The sequence below is a fragment of the Paraburkholderia sediminicola genome (genome assembly GCF_046027355.1).
GTDB classification, from domain to species: Bacteria; Pseudomonadota; Gammaproteobacteria; order Burkholderiales; family Burkholderiaceae; genus Paraburkholderia; species Paraburkholderia sediminicola_B.
Genome location: NZ_JAQQEK010000013.1, coordinates 191,409 through 204,407 on the forward strand (window position 1 = coordinate 191,409; position 12,999 = coordinate 204,407).

Consider the following 12,999-nt stretch of genomic DNA (forward strand, 5'->3'; position numbering starts at 1 on the left):
TCAGTGCGCGTGCGCGTCGACCGACATGCTGTGAATGAATTTGTGCAGGAACCGCTCGCACGCCACCAACTGATCCAGCGCGACGAATTCGTTGGGCTTGTGCGCCTGCTCGATGTTGCCAGGACCGCATACGATGCTCGGAATGCCCGCCAGCGAGAAGAGGCCGGCTTCCGTGCCGTAGGCGACCTTGCGCTTGTCCTGATCGGCGGTCAGCGCGCGCACCAGTTGCGTAATGGCGGCTTGTTCAGACGAATCGAGCCCGGGCGCCGCGGCGATCTTCGTAATCTCGATCGCCGCCGATGGATGCTCGCGCAACATTTTCGGCAGCAGCGTTTCGCGTGCGTATTGATCGATGCGCGCGAAGATCGGTTCGGGATCGAGCGTGGGCAGGTTGCGGAATTCGAACTGGAACTTGCATTCGGCCGGCACGGTATTGATCGCGTTGCCGCCGACGATCGTGCTGGTTTGCGCGGTGGTGAAGGGCACGTCGTACAGTTCGTCGAACGGACCTTGCTCGCGGAACTGATCGGCCATATCGCGGATATAGCAGATCAGACGCGCGGCGTATTCGATCGCGTTCAAGCCCTTCGGCGTGAGCGACGAGTGCGCCGCCTGGCCGCGCACGCAGCACTGGTAGGCATTGATGCCTTTATGCGCCACGATCGGCCGCATGCTGGTCGGCTCGCCGACGATGCAGCCGTCCGGCTTCACGCCGCGCTTCATCAGATCGGCAATCAGGAGCGGCGCGCCCGCGCAGCCCACTTCCTCGTCGAACGACAGGGCAAAGTGAATCGGTTTGGCGAGTTTGGTGCGCTGCATCTCCGGCACGAGTGTCAGCGCCGCGCCGATGAAGCCTTTCATGTCGCAGGTGCCGCGGCCGTACAGTTTGTCGCCGCGAATTTCCGGCTTGAACGGATCGCTGTCCCATTGCTGGCCGTCCACGGGCACGACGTCGGTATGGCCCGACAGCACCACGCCGCCGTTCGTTTCGCCGTCGTGTGCGGGAATCGTCGCGAACAGATTGGCCCATTTGCCGCTTTTGTCGTGCGTGAGCGTGGCTTCGACACCGGCGGCGCGTAGTTCGTCGCGCACGGTTTCGATCAGGCCGAGATTCGGATTGCGGCTGACCGTGTCCATCGACACGAGACGGGTGACCCACGGGAGCGAGACAGGCGAGGAGGAATTCGAAGCAGAGGCGGGCGATTGCGAAGACTGCGCTGATTCAGCGACATGAGACATGACAAGACTCCGGCATTTAAGTCTTTCGATCATACCCAAAAAAAAGCCGCCCGTATGCTGCGGCGCGCGTTTGCGCACCGCAGCATGAACGAAAAAACGCTAGACGCACCCCGGTTTTTTAACGCCGCATTAGCGCGGCGCGATCCGCGAACTCATCGCGCCGCAGCGCTGGCCGCGGTGCCGCGGCTAGGCGTGCCGAGCGCGCGCAAAGTTTCCTTGACCGTCGCGACACGCACCGCGAGATCGGGGCTGCGCGTTTCGATACGCAGCTTGTCCTGGCCGGCGAGCTTGATGTGCTTGTGCTTCTGCACCATCTCGATGATCCGCATCGCGTCGATCGGCGGATTGGGGATGAACTGCAAGCCGATCACCGCTTCGCCCGCATCGATCTTCGAAATACCCAGCGGCTTCGCCGCCAGCCGCAGACGATGCGTCTCCACCAGCGCATGCGCTTGCGGCGGCAACTTGCCGAAGCGGTCGATCAGTTCTTCCTGAATGCCGTCGATCGAATCGTTGTGTTCGCAATTAGCCAGCCGCTTGTAGAGCGACAGACGCTCCTGCACATCGCCGCAATAGTCTGCCGGGAGAATCGCCGGCGCGTGCAGGTTGATCTCGGTGGTCGCGGCGAGCGGCGCGGTGAGGTCCGGCTCCTTGCCTTCCTTGAGTGCCTTCACGGCGTCGTTCAGCATGTCGGTATAGAGCTGGAAGCCGATCTCGTGAATCTCGCCGGACTGCTTGTCGCCGAGCACTTCGCCCGTGCCGCGAATCTCGAGGTCGTGCATGGCCAGATAGAAGCCCGAACCGAGTTCCTCCATCTGCTGGATGGCTTCGAGGCGGCGTTGCGCCTGTTTGGTCAGCCCTTGCGGATCGTGGACCAGCAGATACGAATACGCCTGGTGATGCGAACGGCCCACGCGGCCACGCAACTGATGCAATTGCGCGAGACCGAACTTGTCGGAGCGATGAATCAGGATCGTATTGGCGCTCGGCACGTCGATACCGGTTTCGATAATCGTCGTGCACAGCAACACGTTGGCGCGCTGCGCAACGAAGTCGCGCATCACGCGTTCGAGTTCGCGTTCGTGCATCTGTCCGTGCGCGACCGCGATGCGCGCTTCGGGCACCAACGCTTCGAGCATCTGCCGGCGATTCTCGATCGTCTCGACTTCGTTGTGCAGGAAGTAGACCTGGCCGCCGCGTTTCAATTCGCGCAGCATGGCTTCGCGAATCACGCTGTCTTCCTCGCGTCGAACGAAGGTCTTGATCGCGAGGCGCTTTTGCGGCGCGGTGGCGATCACGGAGAAATCGCGCAGACCTTCGAGCGCCATGCCGAGCGTACGCGGAATCGGCGTGGCGGTGAGCGTGAGCACATCCACTTCGGCGCGCAAGGCCTTCAACGCCTCTTTCTGACGCACGCCGAAACGGTGTTCCTCGTCGATGATCACGAGTCCCAGCCGCTTGAATTGCACGTCGGACGAGAGCAGCTTGTGCGTGCCGATCACGATATCGACGGTGCCTTCGTTGATCTGCTGGATCGCGGCGTTGACTTCCTTGGTCGACTTGAAACGCGACAGTTCGGCGATCCGCACCGGCCAGTCGGAGAAGCGGTCGCTGAAGGTTTGCGTGTGCTGTTCGGCGAGCAGCGTGGTGGGCGAGAGCAGTGCAACCTGTTTGCCGCCCATCACCGCGATGAACGCCGCACGCAGCGCCACTTCGGTCTTGCCGAAGCCGACGTCGCCGCACACGAGGCGATCCATCGGTTTGCCGCTGGTCATGTCGCCGATCACGGCCGCGATCGCGGCGGCCTGGTCCGGCGTTTCCTCGAAGCCGAAACTCTCCGCGAACTTCACGTAGTCTTTCGGATCGAGCGCGAACGCATGGCCTGAACGCGCGGCGCGGCGCGCGTAGAGATTCAGCAGTTCGGCGGCGGTGTCGCGAATCTGCTGCGCGGCCTTGCGTTTGGCTTTTTCCCACTGGCCGGAGCCGAGCGAGTGCAGCGGCGCGCTTTCCGGATCGGCGCCGCTATAGCGCGAGATCACGTGCAACTGCGCGACCGGCACGTAGAGCTTGCTGTCGCCCGCGTATTCGAGGTGCAGGAACTCGGTCTCGCCTTCGCCGAGATCCATCGTGACGAGTCCCATATAGCGGCCGATGCCGTGCTGCGAATGCACGACCGGATCGCCCACTTTGAGCTCGGACAGATCGCGCACCATCGAATCGACGTTGCTCGCCTGTTCCTGACGGCGGCGCCCCGCGCGACGCGCGAGCGGACCATAAAGCTCGGTCTCGGTGATGATCGCGATGCCGTCGACCGGCACGGCAAAGCCGTTGGCGAGCGGCGAGACACCGAGCGAAAAACGCGCGTCGCCGACGAGCCAGTCCTGGAAGCTGTCGCTCGATGCGGGTCGCAGATGATTGTCGGCGAGCAACTGCAACAGCGTTTCGCGCCGGCCCGCCGATTCGGTGGCGAACAGCACGCGATTCGGCGTGGTGTCGAGATAAGCGCGCAAGGCCGCGACAGGATCTTCCGCATGACGGTCGATCGCGAGATTCGGCAACGGTGTCGACCAGCCGCCGCCGGCGTTCGCAGGCAGCGAGAGCCGCGCGAAGGGTTTGGCGAGCGTGAAGAAATCCTCGTCCGACAGGAACAGTCGCTGCGGCTCCAGGATCGGCCGGTCGCGGTCGTGCGAGAGGAAGTTGTAGCGCTGCTTCGTGTCGTTGGTGAAACGCCGGATCGCCGCCTCGAGATCGCCGACGAACGCCAGTTGGGCGCCTGCGGGCAGGTAATGGAACAGCGTGGCCGTGTCGTCGAAAAAGAGCGGCAGATAATATTCGATGCCCGCGGACGGCACGCTGTTGCCGATGTCCTTGTAGATCGACGCGCGGCTCGGGTCGCCCTCGAAGGTCTCGCGCCAGCGGCTGCGGAAAGCGGTGCGGGCGGGTTCATCGAAGGGGAATTCGCGGCCGGGCAGCAGGCGCACGTCTTTCACCGGGTACAGGCTGCGCTGCGTGTCCGGGTCGAACGCGCGGATCGAGTCGACCTGGTCGTCGAACAGGTCGATCCGGTAGGGCAAAGGTGAACCCATCGGATAGAGATCGAGCAGCGAGCCGCGTACGCAGTATTCGCCCGGACGCACCACCTGGCTCACGTGTTCGTAGCCGGCCAGCGTCAACTGCGCCTTGAGCTTGGCCTCATCGAGACGCTCGCCTTGCGAGAAGGAGAACGTGTAAGCCGCGAGGAACGAGGCGGGCGGCATGCGGTACAGCGCCGTGGTGGCGGGCACCAGCAGGATGTCGCAACGGCCTTCGCCGAGATCGTGCAGCGTGGCGAGACGCTCGGAGACCAGATCCTGGTGCGGTGAAAAGGTATCGTAAGGGAGCGTTTCCCAGTCCGGCAGCAGGCGCACGCGCGCCTCGGGCGCGAAAAAGCCGATTTCCTGCGCCAGACGCTGCGCATCGACGGCGCTTTCGCACACGACCGCCAGCAGCGGCACCTTCTCGCGATAGGCGAGATGGTAGCGGGCGATCAGCAGCGCGTCGGACGAGCCGTGCGTGCCGTCGAAGGCGAAACGCTGGCCGGCCTTGACGAGCGCGACGGGCGGGGAGTACTGCGATGTTGCGGCGATGTCTGGCATAGAAGAGAAAAAGCGGCCTCAGGCTCACACGTGACCGGCAAGTTTACGCGTGTCGGAGCGTGGATGCGAAGGACCTATTATAAAATCCGTCCTTTACTTTGACTTCGCGGCATCCGCACTCGTGACTTCCCGTCTATTTGCCCTGATTCCGTGCGCTGGCACCGGCAGCCGTTCCGGCGCCGCGATGCCCAAACAATATCGCACTGTCGCCGGCCGCGACATGTTGCATTACTCGCTGGCGGCATTTGACGCCTGCAGCGAGTTTGCGCAAACCCTTGTCGTGATCGCTCCCGACGACCAGCACTTCGACGGCCGCCGTTTCGGCGGCTTGCGTTTCGCCGTGCGCCGCAGCGGCGGGGCCTCGCGCCAGGCGTCGGTGCTCAACGGGCTGCATGCGCTCGCCGAGTTCGGCGCGCGTGACGACGACTGGGTGCTGGTGCACGACGCGGCCCGCCCCGGCATCACGCCCGCGCTGATCCGCACGCTGATCAACGCGCTGAAGGACGACCCGGTGGGCGGCATCATGGCCTTGCCCGTGGCGGACACGCTGAAACGGATCGACGCGAGCTCGTCCGATGGCCGGATCGCCCGCACCGAGGCGCGCGACGGCTTGTGGCAGGCGCAGACGCCGCAGATGTTCCGCATCGGCATGCTGCGTGAGGCGATCCTGCGCGCGCAGGCCGACGGTCACGATTTGACGGACGAAGCGAGCGCGATCGAGTGGCTGGGCCATGCGCCGAAGCTGGTGCAGGGCAGCTTGCGCAATTTCAAGGTGACGTATCCGGAAGACTTCGATCTGGCCGAGGCGATTCTGAGCCGGCCTTCTGCTTCCTGACTGGACGATTTCAATTTTAATTAGCGGACTTGACGCATATGGATTTCAGAATTGGGCAAGGGTATGACGTGCATGCGCTGGTGCCGGGGCGTCCGTTGATCATCGGCGGCGTGACGATTCCTTATGAGCGCGGCCTGCTCGGCCATTCGGATGCGGACGTGCTGCTGCACGCCATTACCGACGCCATTTTTGGCGCTGCCGCGATGGGCGATATCGGCCGGCATTTCTCCGATACCGACGCGAAATTCGCCGGCGCCGATAGCCGCGTGTTGCTGCGTGAATGTTTCGCGCGTGTGAAAGCGGCGGGTTTTTCCATCGCCAATGTGGATAGCAGCGTGGTGGCGCAGGCGCCGAAGCTGGTGCCGCATATCGAGGGCATGCGCGCCAATATCGCCGCGGATCTTGATCTGCCGATCGAGCGGGTCAACGTCAAGGCCAAGACCAACGAGAAGCTCGGCTATCTCGGCCGAGGCGAGGGCATCGAAGCTCAGGCTGCGGTTCTGCTGATCAAGAACTGATTGGCTTTACAACGCGCGCAGCGGCGAGGGCGTCATCGCGCCGCGCGTTTTAAGGCAACTACTTGCCTTCGGCGGCATTACGCTGTGCTGTTGCGTTGATCACTGCCGCGACGCGGTCTACGTCGCGTAATTGCGTGGAAATCGTGCCTTCGGCGACCAGCGTGTCGAAGTGCGATATCACGGGCTAGAGCGTTGCGCCGCCGACTGCGCGGTTGCAAGCACACAGCTCGTCCGTTTGCAGGCCGTCCAGAATACGCAGCACTTCTTCCGGGTTGCGGCCGACGTTCAGGTTGTTCACCGACACGTGCTGGATCGTGTTGTCCGGATCAACGATGAAGGTGGCGCGCAACGCGACGCCGGCCTCCTTGTCGCGCACGCCGAGCTGGTCGATCAGCTCGCCCTTCACGTCGCCAAAGGCGTAGTGGTTCAGCCTGTCCAGGTCCTTGTTCTCACGGCGCCATGCCAGCTTCACGAATTCATTGTCGACGCTGCCGCCCATCAGCACCGCGTCGCGTTCTTCGAAATCCTTGGCCAATTTGCCGAACTCGACGATTTCCGTCGGACACACGAACGAGAAATCCTTCGGGTAGAAGTAGATGATCTTCCACTTGCCCGGGAACGACTGCTCCGTGATCTCTTCGAACGCCGACGCGCCGTTCTCTTCGTAGTGGTTGAAGCCCGGCTTCGCGGCGGTGACGGTGAACGCTTCGAGTTTATCGCCAACAGTTCTCATGCAAGTGCTCCTTCGTGTGTCGGAAAGACAGCATGTTCAGGCTGCCGGCTCGTCGCAATGAGCGCGTTATACATGATCCACTGTATCTCTATTGAATCATTCGTCCAATAGTTTTTGGCTAGCTACCCGGTTAGTTATCACTTTACGCGGCAAATCCTCACGAAGAGCGCATGATGCCCGTTCCGCTCAGGCGCCCTTGGCCAGCGGAAACTCGATGGTGACCTCGAGACCCGGTCCAGGCGTGCGATTGCGCAAGCGCAGCGCGCCGCGGTAACGGCCCACGAGGCGCTGGACGATTGCCATGCCAAGGCCCGTGCCGTTCGCCTGAGTGCGCGCCGAATTCACACGATAGAACGGCCGTGTGACAAGCGCCAACTGGTCTTCCGGAATGCCGGGGCCTTCGTCGACCACGGACAGCTCGACCCGCGAGTGCGACACCCGCGTTTCCAGAATCACGTGCGGAATGCCGTCGCCGTCGCTCAGACCATACTTGCGCGCGTTTTCCAGCAGGTTGCCGACCACCCGCCGCATGTCGGTTTCGTCCGCCTCGATCACCGCCGACGGCGCGAGTCGCGTGATCAGGCGCATGCTGTCTTCGCTCTGCATGCGCGCGGCCAGTTCTCCCGCGATCACGGACAGGTCCACTGGTTCCGGCACGCGCTGCACCGGGCGCGCGTAATCGAGGAACCGGCCGATGATCATGTCCATCTGCTCGATGTCGTCGACCATCGCGTCTTTGGTGGCCTGGTCCGACGGGCTCATTTCGGTTTCGAGCCGCAGCCGCGCGAGCGGGGTGCGCAGATCGTGCGAGATGCCCGCGAGCATCAGCGCGCGGTCGGCCTCGAGCTGTTCGAGGTCCTGCACCATCTGGTTGAAACTGCGATTGGTTTCCGCGGCCACGCCCATGCCGCGCTCGGGCAGCGGCTCCGGCGACTGGCCGGAGCCGACCTTGCGCGCCGCCATGGCGAGGCGCGCGAACGGACGGTTCACGAGACTGGTGATGAAGGCCGCGCCGAACAGCGACAGCGCCAGCGCGAACACGCCCCAGCCGGCCCATTGCAAACCGGTGGCGTTGTCGAGCTGATCGCGGTCGAGCGCGACCCAGTAGTCGTCGTCGTCGATCTTGAAGCTGATCCACACGCCGGGGATGTCGTTCACGCTCTGGGCAATCACGGTGTCGTCGCCGAGGCGGCCGCGAATGTCGTGTTCAATCAGCCGGTTGAGCGATTCGTCGGGCTGCAGCTTGTACTTATCGGTGGTTTCGCGCGGGTACACGCGCACCCCTTCATTGCTTTCCAGATCCTGCAGCAAGGCACGCCGCAGGTCGGGATCGGAATAGAGGAGTGCGGTGCGCGTGAGCTTGACGATGGCGACGAGTTGCAACGCCACGCGCTGCGCGCGCGGCTCGCGTTCGATCACCCGGAAGCTCTGGAACCACGCAGCGAGACTGACTGCGATCAATAGCGCGATCAGCAGAAAGGTCCGCCAGAAAAGGCCGCCGAACGCGAGCGTCAGGAGGCGCCGGTCGATCCGCATGGGCCCTTCTTATCTGAAATCAAAAACAGGAGGTGAGAACAAACTCAGGCTGCACCGTCGGGGATGAACACGTAGCCCAGACCCCAGACGGTCTGGATGAAACGCGGGCTGCCCGGATCGGGTTCGATCAGCTTGCGCAGACGCGAGATCTGCACGTCGAGACTGCGGTCGAACACTTCGTACTCACGGCCGCGTGCGAGCTCCATGAGCTTTTCACGCGACAGCGGCTGGCGCGGGTGACGCGCGAACACCTTGAGCACCGAGAACTCGCCCGTGGTCAGCGGAATTTCCTGGCCGGCCTTGGTGAGCGTACGGGTGGCGAGATTCAAGGCGAACTCGCCGAACTCGAAGACCTCGGTGGTTTCGGACGGCGCGCCCGGCAACTCCGAAGGCGACTGGCGGCGCAGCACCGCATGGATCCGCGCAACCAGCTCGCGCGGGTTGAACGGCTTGGGCAGATAGTCGTCGGCGCCCATCTCGAGGCCGACAATCCGGTCGACGTCTTCGCCCTTGGCCGTCAGCATGATGATCGGCGTACGGTCGTTGCTGCCGCGCAGGCGGCGGCAGATCGACAGACCGTCTTCGCCTGGCAGCATCAGATCGAGCACCAGCAGGTCGAAGCGCTCACGCACCCAGAGCTTGTTCATGGAAGGCGCGTTCTCGGCGACATAGACATTGAAGCCCTGTTCACCGAGGTAGCGGCGCAGCAGATCGCGCAGGCGCGGATCGTCATCGACGACGAGGATTTTCGAAGGGTTTTTGGTTTCCATGGTCGGCATCTTAGCGCGATTAGAAAGGGGTGCGCGTTTGCATCATTTAACGGGTTACAGTCAGTTACAAAATTTACCCGCACTGTGGCACGACGTAAAGCGGGGGCAGGTAGACTCCTTTACTGAATGCGGCTGTTCGGTGGATACTTCACACGACTAAAACTATCGCACCCGGCTCGTTACCGGGGTTCGTATACGCATTTGAGGTAGCCGGTTGCCGCGCCACGAAGGGAACAACATGAAGGGAGGGGTTTGGCCGAATGTGCGCCTAAGCGTGATTGCACTGGCGGTAGCCGGTACGCTTGCAGGCTCACTAGGACCAACGCTCGCCCATGCCCAGCCTTCCGCCGACAGAGCTGCGAGCGAGCGCGCGCCCAAGCAGGGCAAGGCCAGCCACCACAACCCGAACACCGACCACCCCGCATCAGACGTCATGTTGCGCACCGCAGTTCCCCCCGATCTTGATCAACGTCGTCGTGACGGTCATATGACGCCCGACGAACGGCGTCTGTTACGGCAGCATATCGAAGACGCTGTCCGCGAACTCTATAAGCGGTAGCTATTATCGTGCCAGCCCTCGGCACGCGTCTCACGCTTCTTCCCCGCGTGAAAGAAATCGTTGCACTTCACCCGTCAACTTCCCCGTTCAGTCTGCCGTCGAGTCGTCAGAGCGAAGCGCGCCATGCATGCATTGCACGCGCCAACGCCTTTTCCATGACGTCGCGCCAACCTTGATGACCGATGATGAAATTGCTCACGCGTGGTAGTCATGGCCCCCGGTTCGCTGCATCGGCGATTGCGCTGGCGGTGGTGACATGTGGTGGGCCGGCTGCCGCGGTTCAGCCGGGCGCGACTCATGTTCCACACGTCAAGCACCCTGCGCCGACCGCCGAGGAGCATGCAGCTTCAGAGCGTGAACAGAGCATCCTCGATATCGACGATGCGCGCTTCTTCCTGACGCGCGTCGGCTTCGCGCCGGACAGCGCCGAACTCGCGCAATACGTTGGACTCACGCGGGCGCAGGCTGTCGACAAAGTACTCGCGAGCGCGCGAACCGAGGCGGTCACGCCGCTGCCCGACTGGGTCCTCGAGCCGATTCCGACTCGCGAGACGCGCAAGGCGTGGAGCGATGATCAACGTCGCGAAGCGCAGCGCTTGCGCGGCCAGCGTTACGAATTATTACGCACATGGTGGGTGCGTGAGATGCTGACCACGCCGTCGCCGCTCACCGAGCGCATGACGCTCTTCTGGCATAACCACTTCACCTCGGGTCAGGACAAGGTGCCGTATCCGCAGCAGATGGCGCTGCAGAACATGCTCTTGCGGCGAGACGCGCTCGGCAACTTCGGCGAGCTGTTGCACGACGTCGCCAAAGATCCGGCGATGCTGCAATACCTCGACGGCGCGAGCAATCGCAAGGCCAAGCCCAACGAAAATTTTGCCCGTGAAGTGATGGAGCTGTTCACGTTCGGCGAAGGGCATTACACGCAGCGTGACGTGTCGGAGGCGGCGCGCGCGTACACCGGCTGGAGTCTCGATCCGGACACGCAGGCCTACGTGTGGCGCGCCAACCAGCACGACGACGGCGAGAAGACCGTGCTCGGCGAGACAGGGCCGTTCGACGGCGATCAGGTGCTCGATATCCTGCTCGCGCGGCCGGAAACGGCTAACTTCGTGACCACCAAACTGTGGCGCGAGTTCGTCTCCGATACGCCGGAGCCGTCGCGCATCGAACCGATCGCGGCGCGGTTTCGGGCGAGCCACTACGATATCAAGGTCGCGTTACGCGGCGTCTTCCTGAGCGACGCGTTCTGGGACGACGGCAATCGCGGCGTCCTCGTGAAGTCGCCGGCGGAGTTCGTGGTCGGCACGCTGCGCGCGTTCGACATCGGCTACGACAACACCGCGCCGTTCGCCTCGCAAATCCGCACGCTCGGCGAGAACCTGTTCTATCCGCCGAACGTCAAAGGATGGCCGGGCGGCACGACATGGATCAACAGTTCCACGCTGCTCGCCCGCAAGCAATTCGTCGAGCAGCTGTTTCGCGCGACCGAGGCCGCCGATCCGCGGCGTATGACCAATCCGATGAACGCAAAGATCGCGGCAAGCGGCACGATGCCCGGCATGCAGACGGCTCCAACGCTGCAACCCGCGATGGCGCGAGCGGCTCAAGGTGGTAAAGGTGGCGTACGCTTCGACATCGAGACATGGCTCGCGCACTACAACACCGCGCCGACGGCCAAGCCGGGGTTGTCGGCCGAGTTGCAGTTGCAGCATGCGGTCCTGCCGCTCACGCCGGTGGATGCGATCGAAACCGGTTTGACCGCGAGTGCGTATTTAGAGGCGTTGCTGATGGACCCGGCGTATCAATTGAAGTGAGCAGCTGAAATAAGTACGCGCCAGGCAGCTATTAAGAACTTGTCTGTCGACGGCGACACGGCTCGCGCCGCGACAATCGAACGAGGTGCAGGATGAAACGACGCAGCTTTCTCTCGATGAGCGCGGCCGCGAGCGCAACACTCTGGCTGCCCCGCGCGTTCGGCGCGCAGATGGCGGCGCCGGGCGCGTCTTCGGCACGCGGCTACGACAACCTGTTGATTCTCGTCGAACTGAAGGGTGGCAACGACGGTTTGAATACGGTGATTCCCTTTGCCGATCCCACCTACTACCAGTTGCGCAAGAACATCGGCATCAAACGCGAGCAGGCGATTCAACTCGACGAGCGCACGGCGCTGCATCCGTCCTTGCAGCCGCTGATGCCGCTGTGGCGCGGCCAGCAACTGGCAATCGTGCAGGGCGTGAGCTATGCGCAACCGAACCTGTCACATTTCCGCTCGATCGAAATCTGGGACACCGCGTCACGTTCCGACCAGTACCTGCGCGAGGGATGGCTGACGCGTGCGTTTGCACAGACGCCGGTGCCCGCCGGTTTTGCCGCCGACGCCGTGGTGATCGGCAGCGCCGAGATGGGGCCGCTCGCGAACGGCGCGCGTGCGATCGCGCTGGTCAATCCGGCGCAATTCGTCAAGGCTTCGCGGCTTGCAACGCCGGTGTCGCTGCATGAGCGCAATCCCGAGCTGGCGCATATTCTCGACGTCGAAAACGATATTGTGAAAGCCGCCGACCGGCTGCGTCCCACGCAAGGGCAGGCTCAGTTGAAAACCGTGTTTCCAGGCGGCGCGTTCGGCAGTTCGATCAAAACGGCGATGCAGGTGCTGGCGGCGGGTGAAGCTCCGAAGGAAGGTTCTTCGGGTAACGCGCCGCAAGAACAGCCAAAGCGTAGCCAGGGCGTCGCGGTGATCCGCCTCACGTTGAACGGTTTTGACACGCACCAGAACCAGCCAGGTCAGCAAGCGGCGCTGCTCAAGCAGCTCGCGGAAGGATTGATGTCGATGAAGTCGGCGCTCGTCGAACTCGGCCGCTGGGACGATACGCTGGTGATGACCTATGCCGAGTTCGGCCGGCGTCCTCGTGAGAATCAGAGCAACGGCACCGATCACGGCACCGTGGCGCCGCATTTCGTCATGGGCGGCCGCGTGCGCGGCGGCTTATATGGCGTGCCGCCGGTGCTGGCGCGGCTCGACGGCAATGGCAACTTGCCGGTCGGCGTCGATTTCCGGCAGCTTTACGCCACCGTGCTCGGGCCGTGGTGGGGACTCGACGCGTCGACGATCCTGCAGCAGCGGTTCGAACCGCTGCCGTTGCTACGCGTCTGACGACGTGTTGAGCGCGC

General features: G+C 63.2%; 10 protein-coding genes and 1 pseudogene. 5 read left to right on the plus strand and 6 right to left on the minus strand.

Translation table 11 applies throughout. The features are described 5' to 3' along the window. Positions 1–1,239, minus strand: coding sequence for an acetylornithine deacetylase (argE, locus tag PQR42_RS23115; RefSeq protein WP_408387459.1), 1,239 nt, complete (start codon positions 1,237–1,239; stop codon positions 1–3). A 152-nt stretch (positions 1,240–1,391) separates the two neighbouring features. Further along, the gene (gene mfd, locus PQR42_RS23120) at positions 1,392–4,874 is read right to left on the minus strand and encodes a transcription-repair coupling factor (protein ID WP_408387458.1); all 3,483 of its coding nucleotides are present in this window, start codon (positions 4,872–4,874) and stop codon (positions 1,392–1,394) included. A 121-nt stretch (positions 4,875–4,995) separates the two neighbouring features. Between mfd and ispD the strand changes: the two genes are divergently transcribed. Together ispD and ispF are read left to right on the plus strand one after the other, a co-directional pair. Next, positions 4,996–5,709 carry a 2-C-methyl-D-erythritol 4-phosphate cytidylyltransferase gene (ispD, locus tag PQR42_RS23125; protein ID WP_408387457.1) on the plus strand — a complete coding sequence of 238 codons (714 nt, stop codon included), beginning with the start codon at positions 4,996–4,998 and terminating at the stop codon, positions 5,707–5,709. A 38-nt stretch (positions 5,710–5,747) separates the two neighbouring features. Beyond that, a complete protein-coding gene (gene ispF / locus PQR42_RS23130; RefSeq protein ID WP_408387456.1) occupies positions 5,748–6,227 on the plus strand; it encodes a 2-C-methyl-D-erythritol 2,4-cyclodiphosphate synthase in 480 nt (159 codons plus the stop codon). A 58-nt stretch (positions 6,228–6,285) separates the two neighbouring features. Here the strand turns inward: ispF and PQR42_RS23135 are convergent. The 4 genes and pseudogenes from PQR42_RS23135 to ompR all read right to left on the minus strand — a co-directional run. Further along, positions 6,286–6,408, minus strand: a pseudogene (locus tag PQR42_RS23135) (carboxymuconolactone decarboxylase family protein); the annotation flags it as partial. A gap of 3 nt (positions 6,409–6,411) precedes the next feature. Further along, the gene (locus tag PQR42_RS23140; RefSeq protein ID WP_408387455.1) at positions 6,412–6,960 is read right to left on the minus strand and encodes a peroxiredoxin; all 549 of its coding nucleotides are present in this window, start codon (positions 6,958–6,960) and stop codon (positions 6,412–6,414) included. 186 nt (positions 6,961–7,146) lie between these two features. Next, a complete protein-coding gene (locus tag PQR42_RS23145) occupies positions 7,147–8,496 on the minus strand; it encodes an ATP-binding protein (RefSeq protein WP_054039512.1) in 1,350 nt (449 codons plus the stop codon). A 44-nt stretch (positions 8,497–8,540) separates the two neighbouring features. Further along, positions 8,541–9,275, minus strand: coding sequence for an osmolarity response regulator transcription factor OmpR (gene ompR, locus PQR42_RS23150; protein WP_006048917.1), 735 nt, complete (start codon positions 9,273–9,275; stop codon positions 8,541–8,543). A 229-nt stretch (positions 9,276–9,504) separates the two neighbouring features. On the opposite strand from ompR, the gene PQR42_RS23155 reads away from it, so the two are divergent. The 3 genes from PQR42_RS23155 to PQR42_RS23165 all read left to right on the plus strand — a co-directional run bounded on the left by PQR42_RS23155 (position 9,505) and on the right by PQR42_RS23165 (position 12,982). Then, positions 9,505–9,825 (plus strand): hypothetical protein, encoded by a 321-nt coding sequence (locus PQR42_RS23155; protein ID WP_408387454.1) that lies wholly within the window; start codon positions 9,505–9,507, stop codon positions 9,823–9,825. A 182-nt stretch (positions 9,826–10,007) separates the two neighbouring features. Next, positions 10,008–11,645: a DUF1800 domain-containing protein gene (locus PQR42_RS23160; RefSeq protein ID WP_408493793.1), complete on the plus strand. Its 1,638-nt coding sequence runs from the start codon at positions 10,008–10,010 to the stop codon at positions 11,643–11,645. A gap of 92 nt (positions 11,646–11,737) precedes the next feature. Next, positions 11,738–12,982: a DUF1501 domain-containing protein gene (locus PQR42_RS23165; RefSeq protein ID WP_408387452.1), complete on the plus strand. Its 1,245-nt coding sequence runs from the start codon at positions 11,738–11,740 to the stop codon at positions 12,980–12,982. Positions 12,983–12,999 lie beyond the last annotated feature (17 nt).

Bases quoted from the DNA above. Each gene is read 5' to 3' on its own strand.
- argE (WP_408387459.1), bottom strand. From the start codon at position 1,239: ATGTCTCATGTCGCTGAATCAGCGCAGTCTTCGCAATCGCCCGCCTCT.
- mfd (WP_408387458.1), bottom strand. From the start codon at position 4,874: ATGCCAGACATCGCCGCAACATCGCAGTACTCCCCGCCCGTCGCGCTC.
- ispF (WP_408387456.1), top strand. From the start codon at position 5,748: ATGGATTTCAGAATTGGGCAAGGGTATGACGTGCATGCGCTGGTGCCG.
- PQR42_RS23140 (WP_408387455.1), bottom strand. From the start codon at position 6,960: ATGAGAACTGTTGGCGATAAACTCGAAGCGTTCACCGTCACCGCCGCG.
- PQR42_RS23145 (WP_054039512.1), bottom strand. From the start codon at position 8,496: ATGCGGATCGACCGGCGCCTCCTGACGCTCGCGTTCGGCGGCCTTTTC.
- ompR (WP_006048917.1), bottom strand. From the start codon at position 9,275: ATGCCGACCATGGAAACCAAAAACCCTTCGAAAATCCTCGTCGTCGAT.
- PQR42_RS23155 (WP_408387454.1), top strand. From the start codon at position 9,505: ATGAAGGGAGGGGTTTGGCCGAATGTGCGCCTAAGCGTGATTGCACTG.
- PQR42_RS23160 (WP_408493793.1), top strand. From the start codon at position 10,008: ATGATGAAATTGCTCACGCGTGGTAGTCATGGCCCCCGGTTCGCTGCA.
- PQR42_RS23165 (WP_408387452.1), top strand. From the start codon at position 11,738: ATGAAACGACGCAGCTTTCTCTCGATGAGCGCGGCCGCGAGCGCAACA.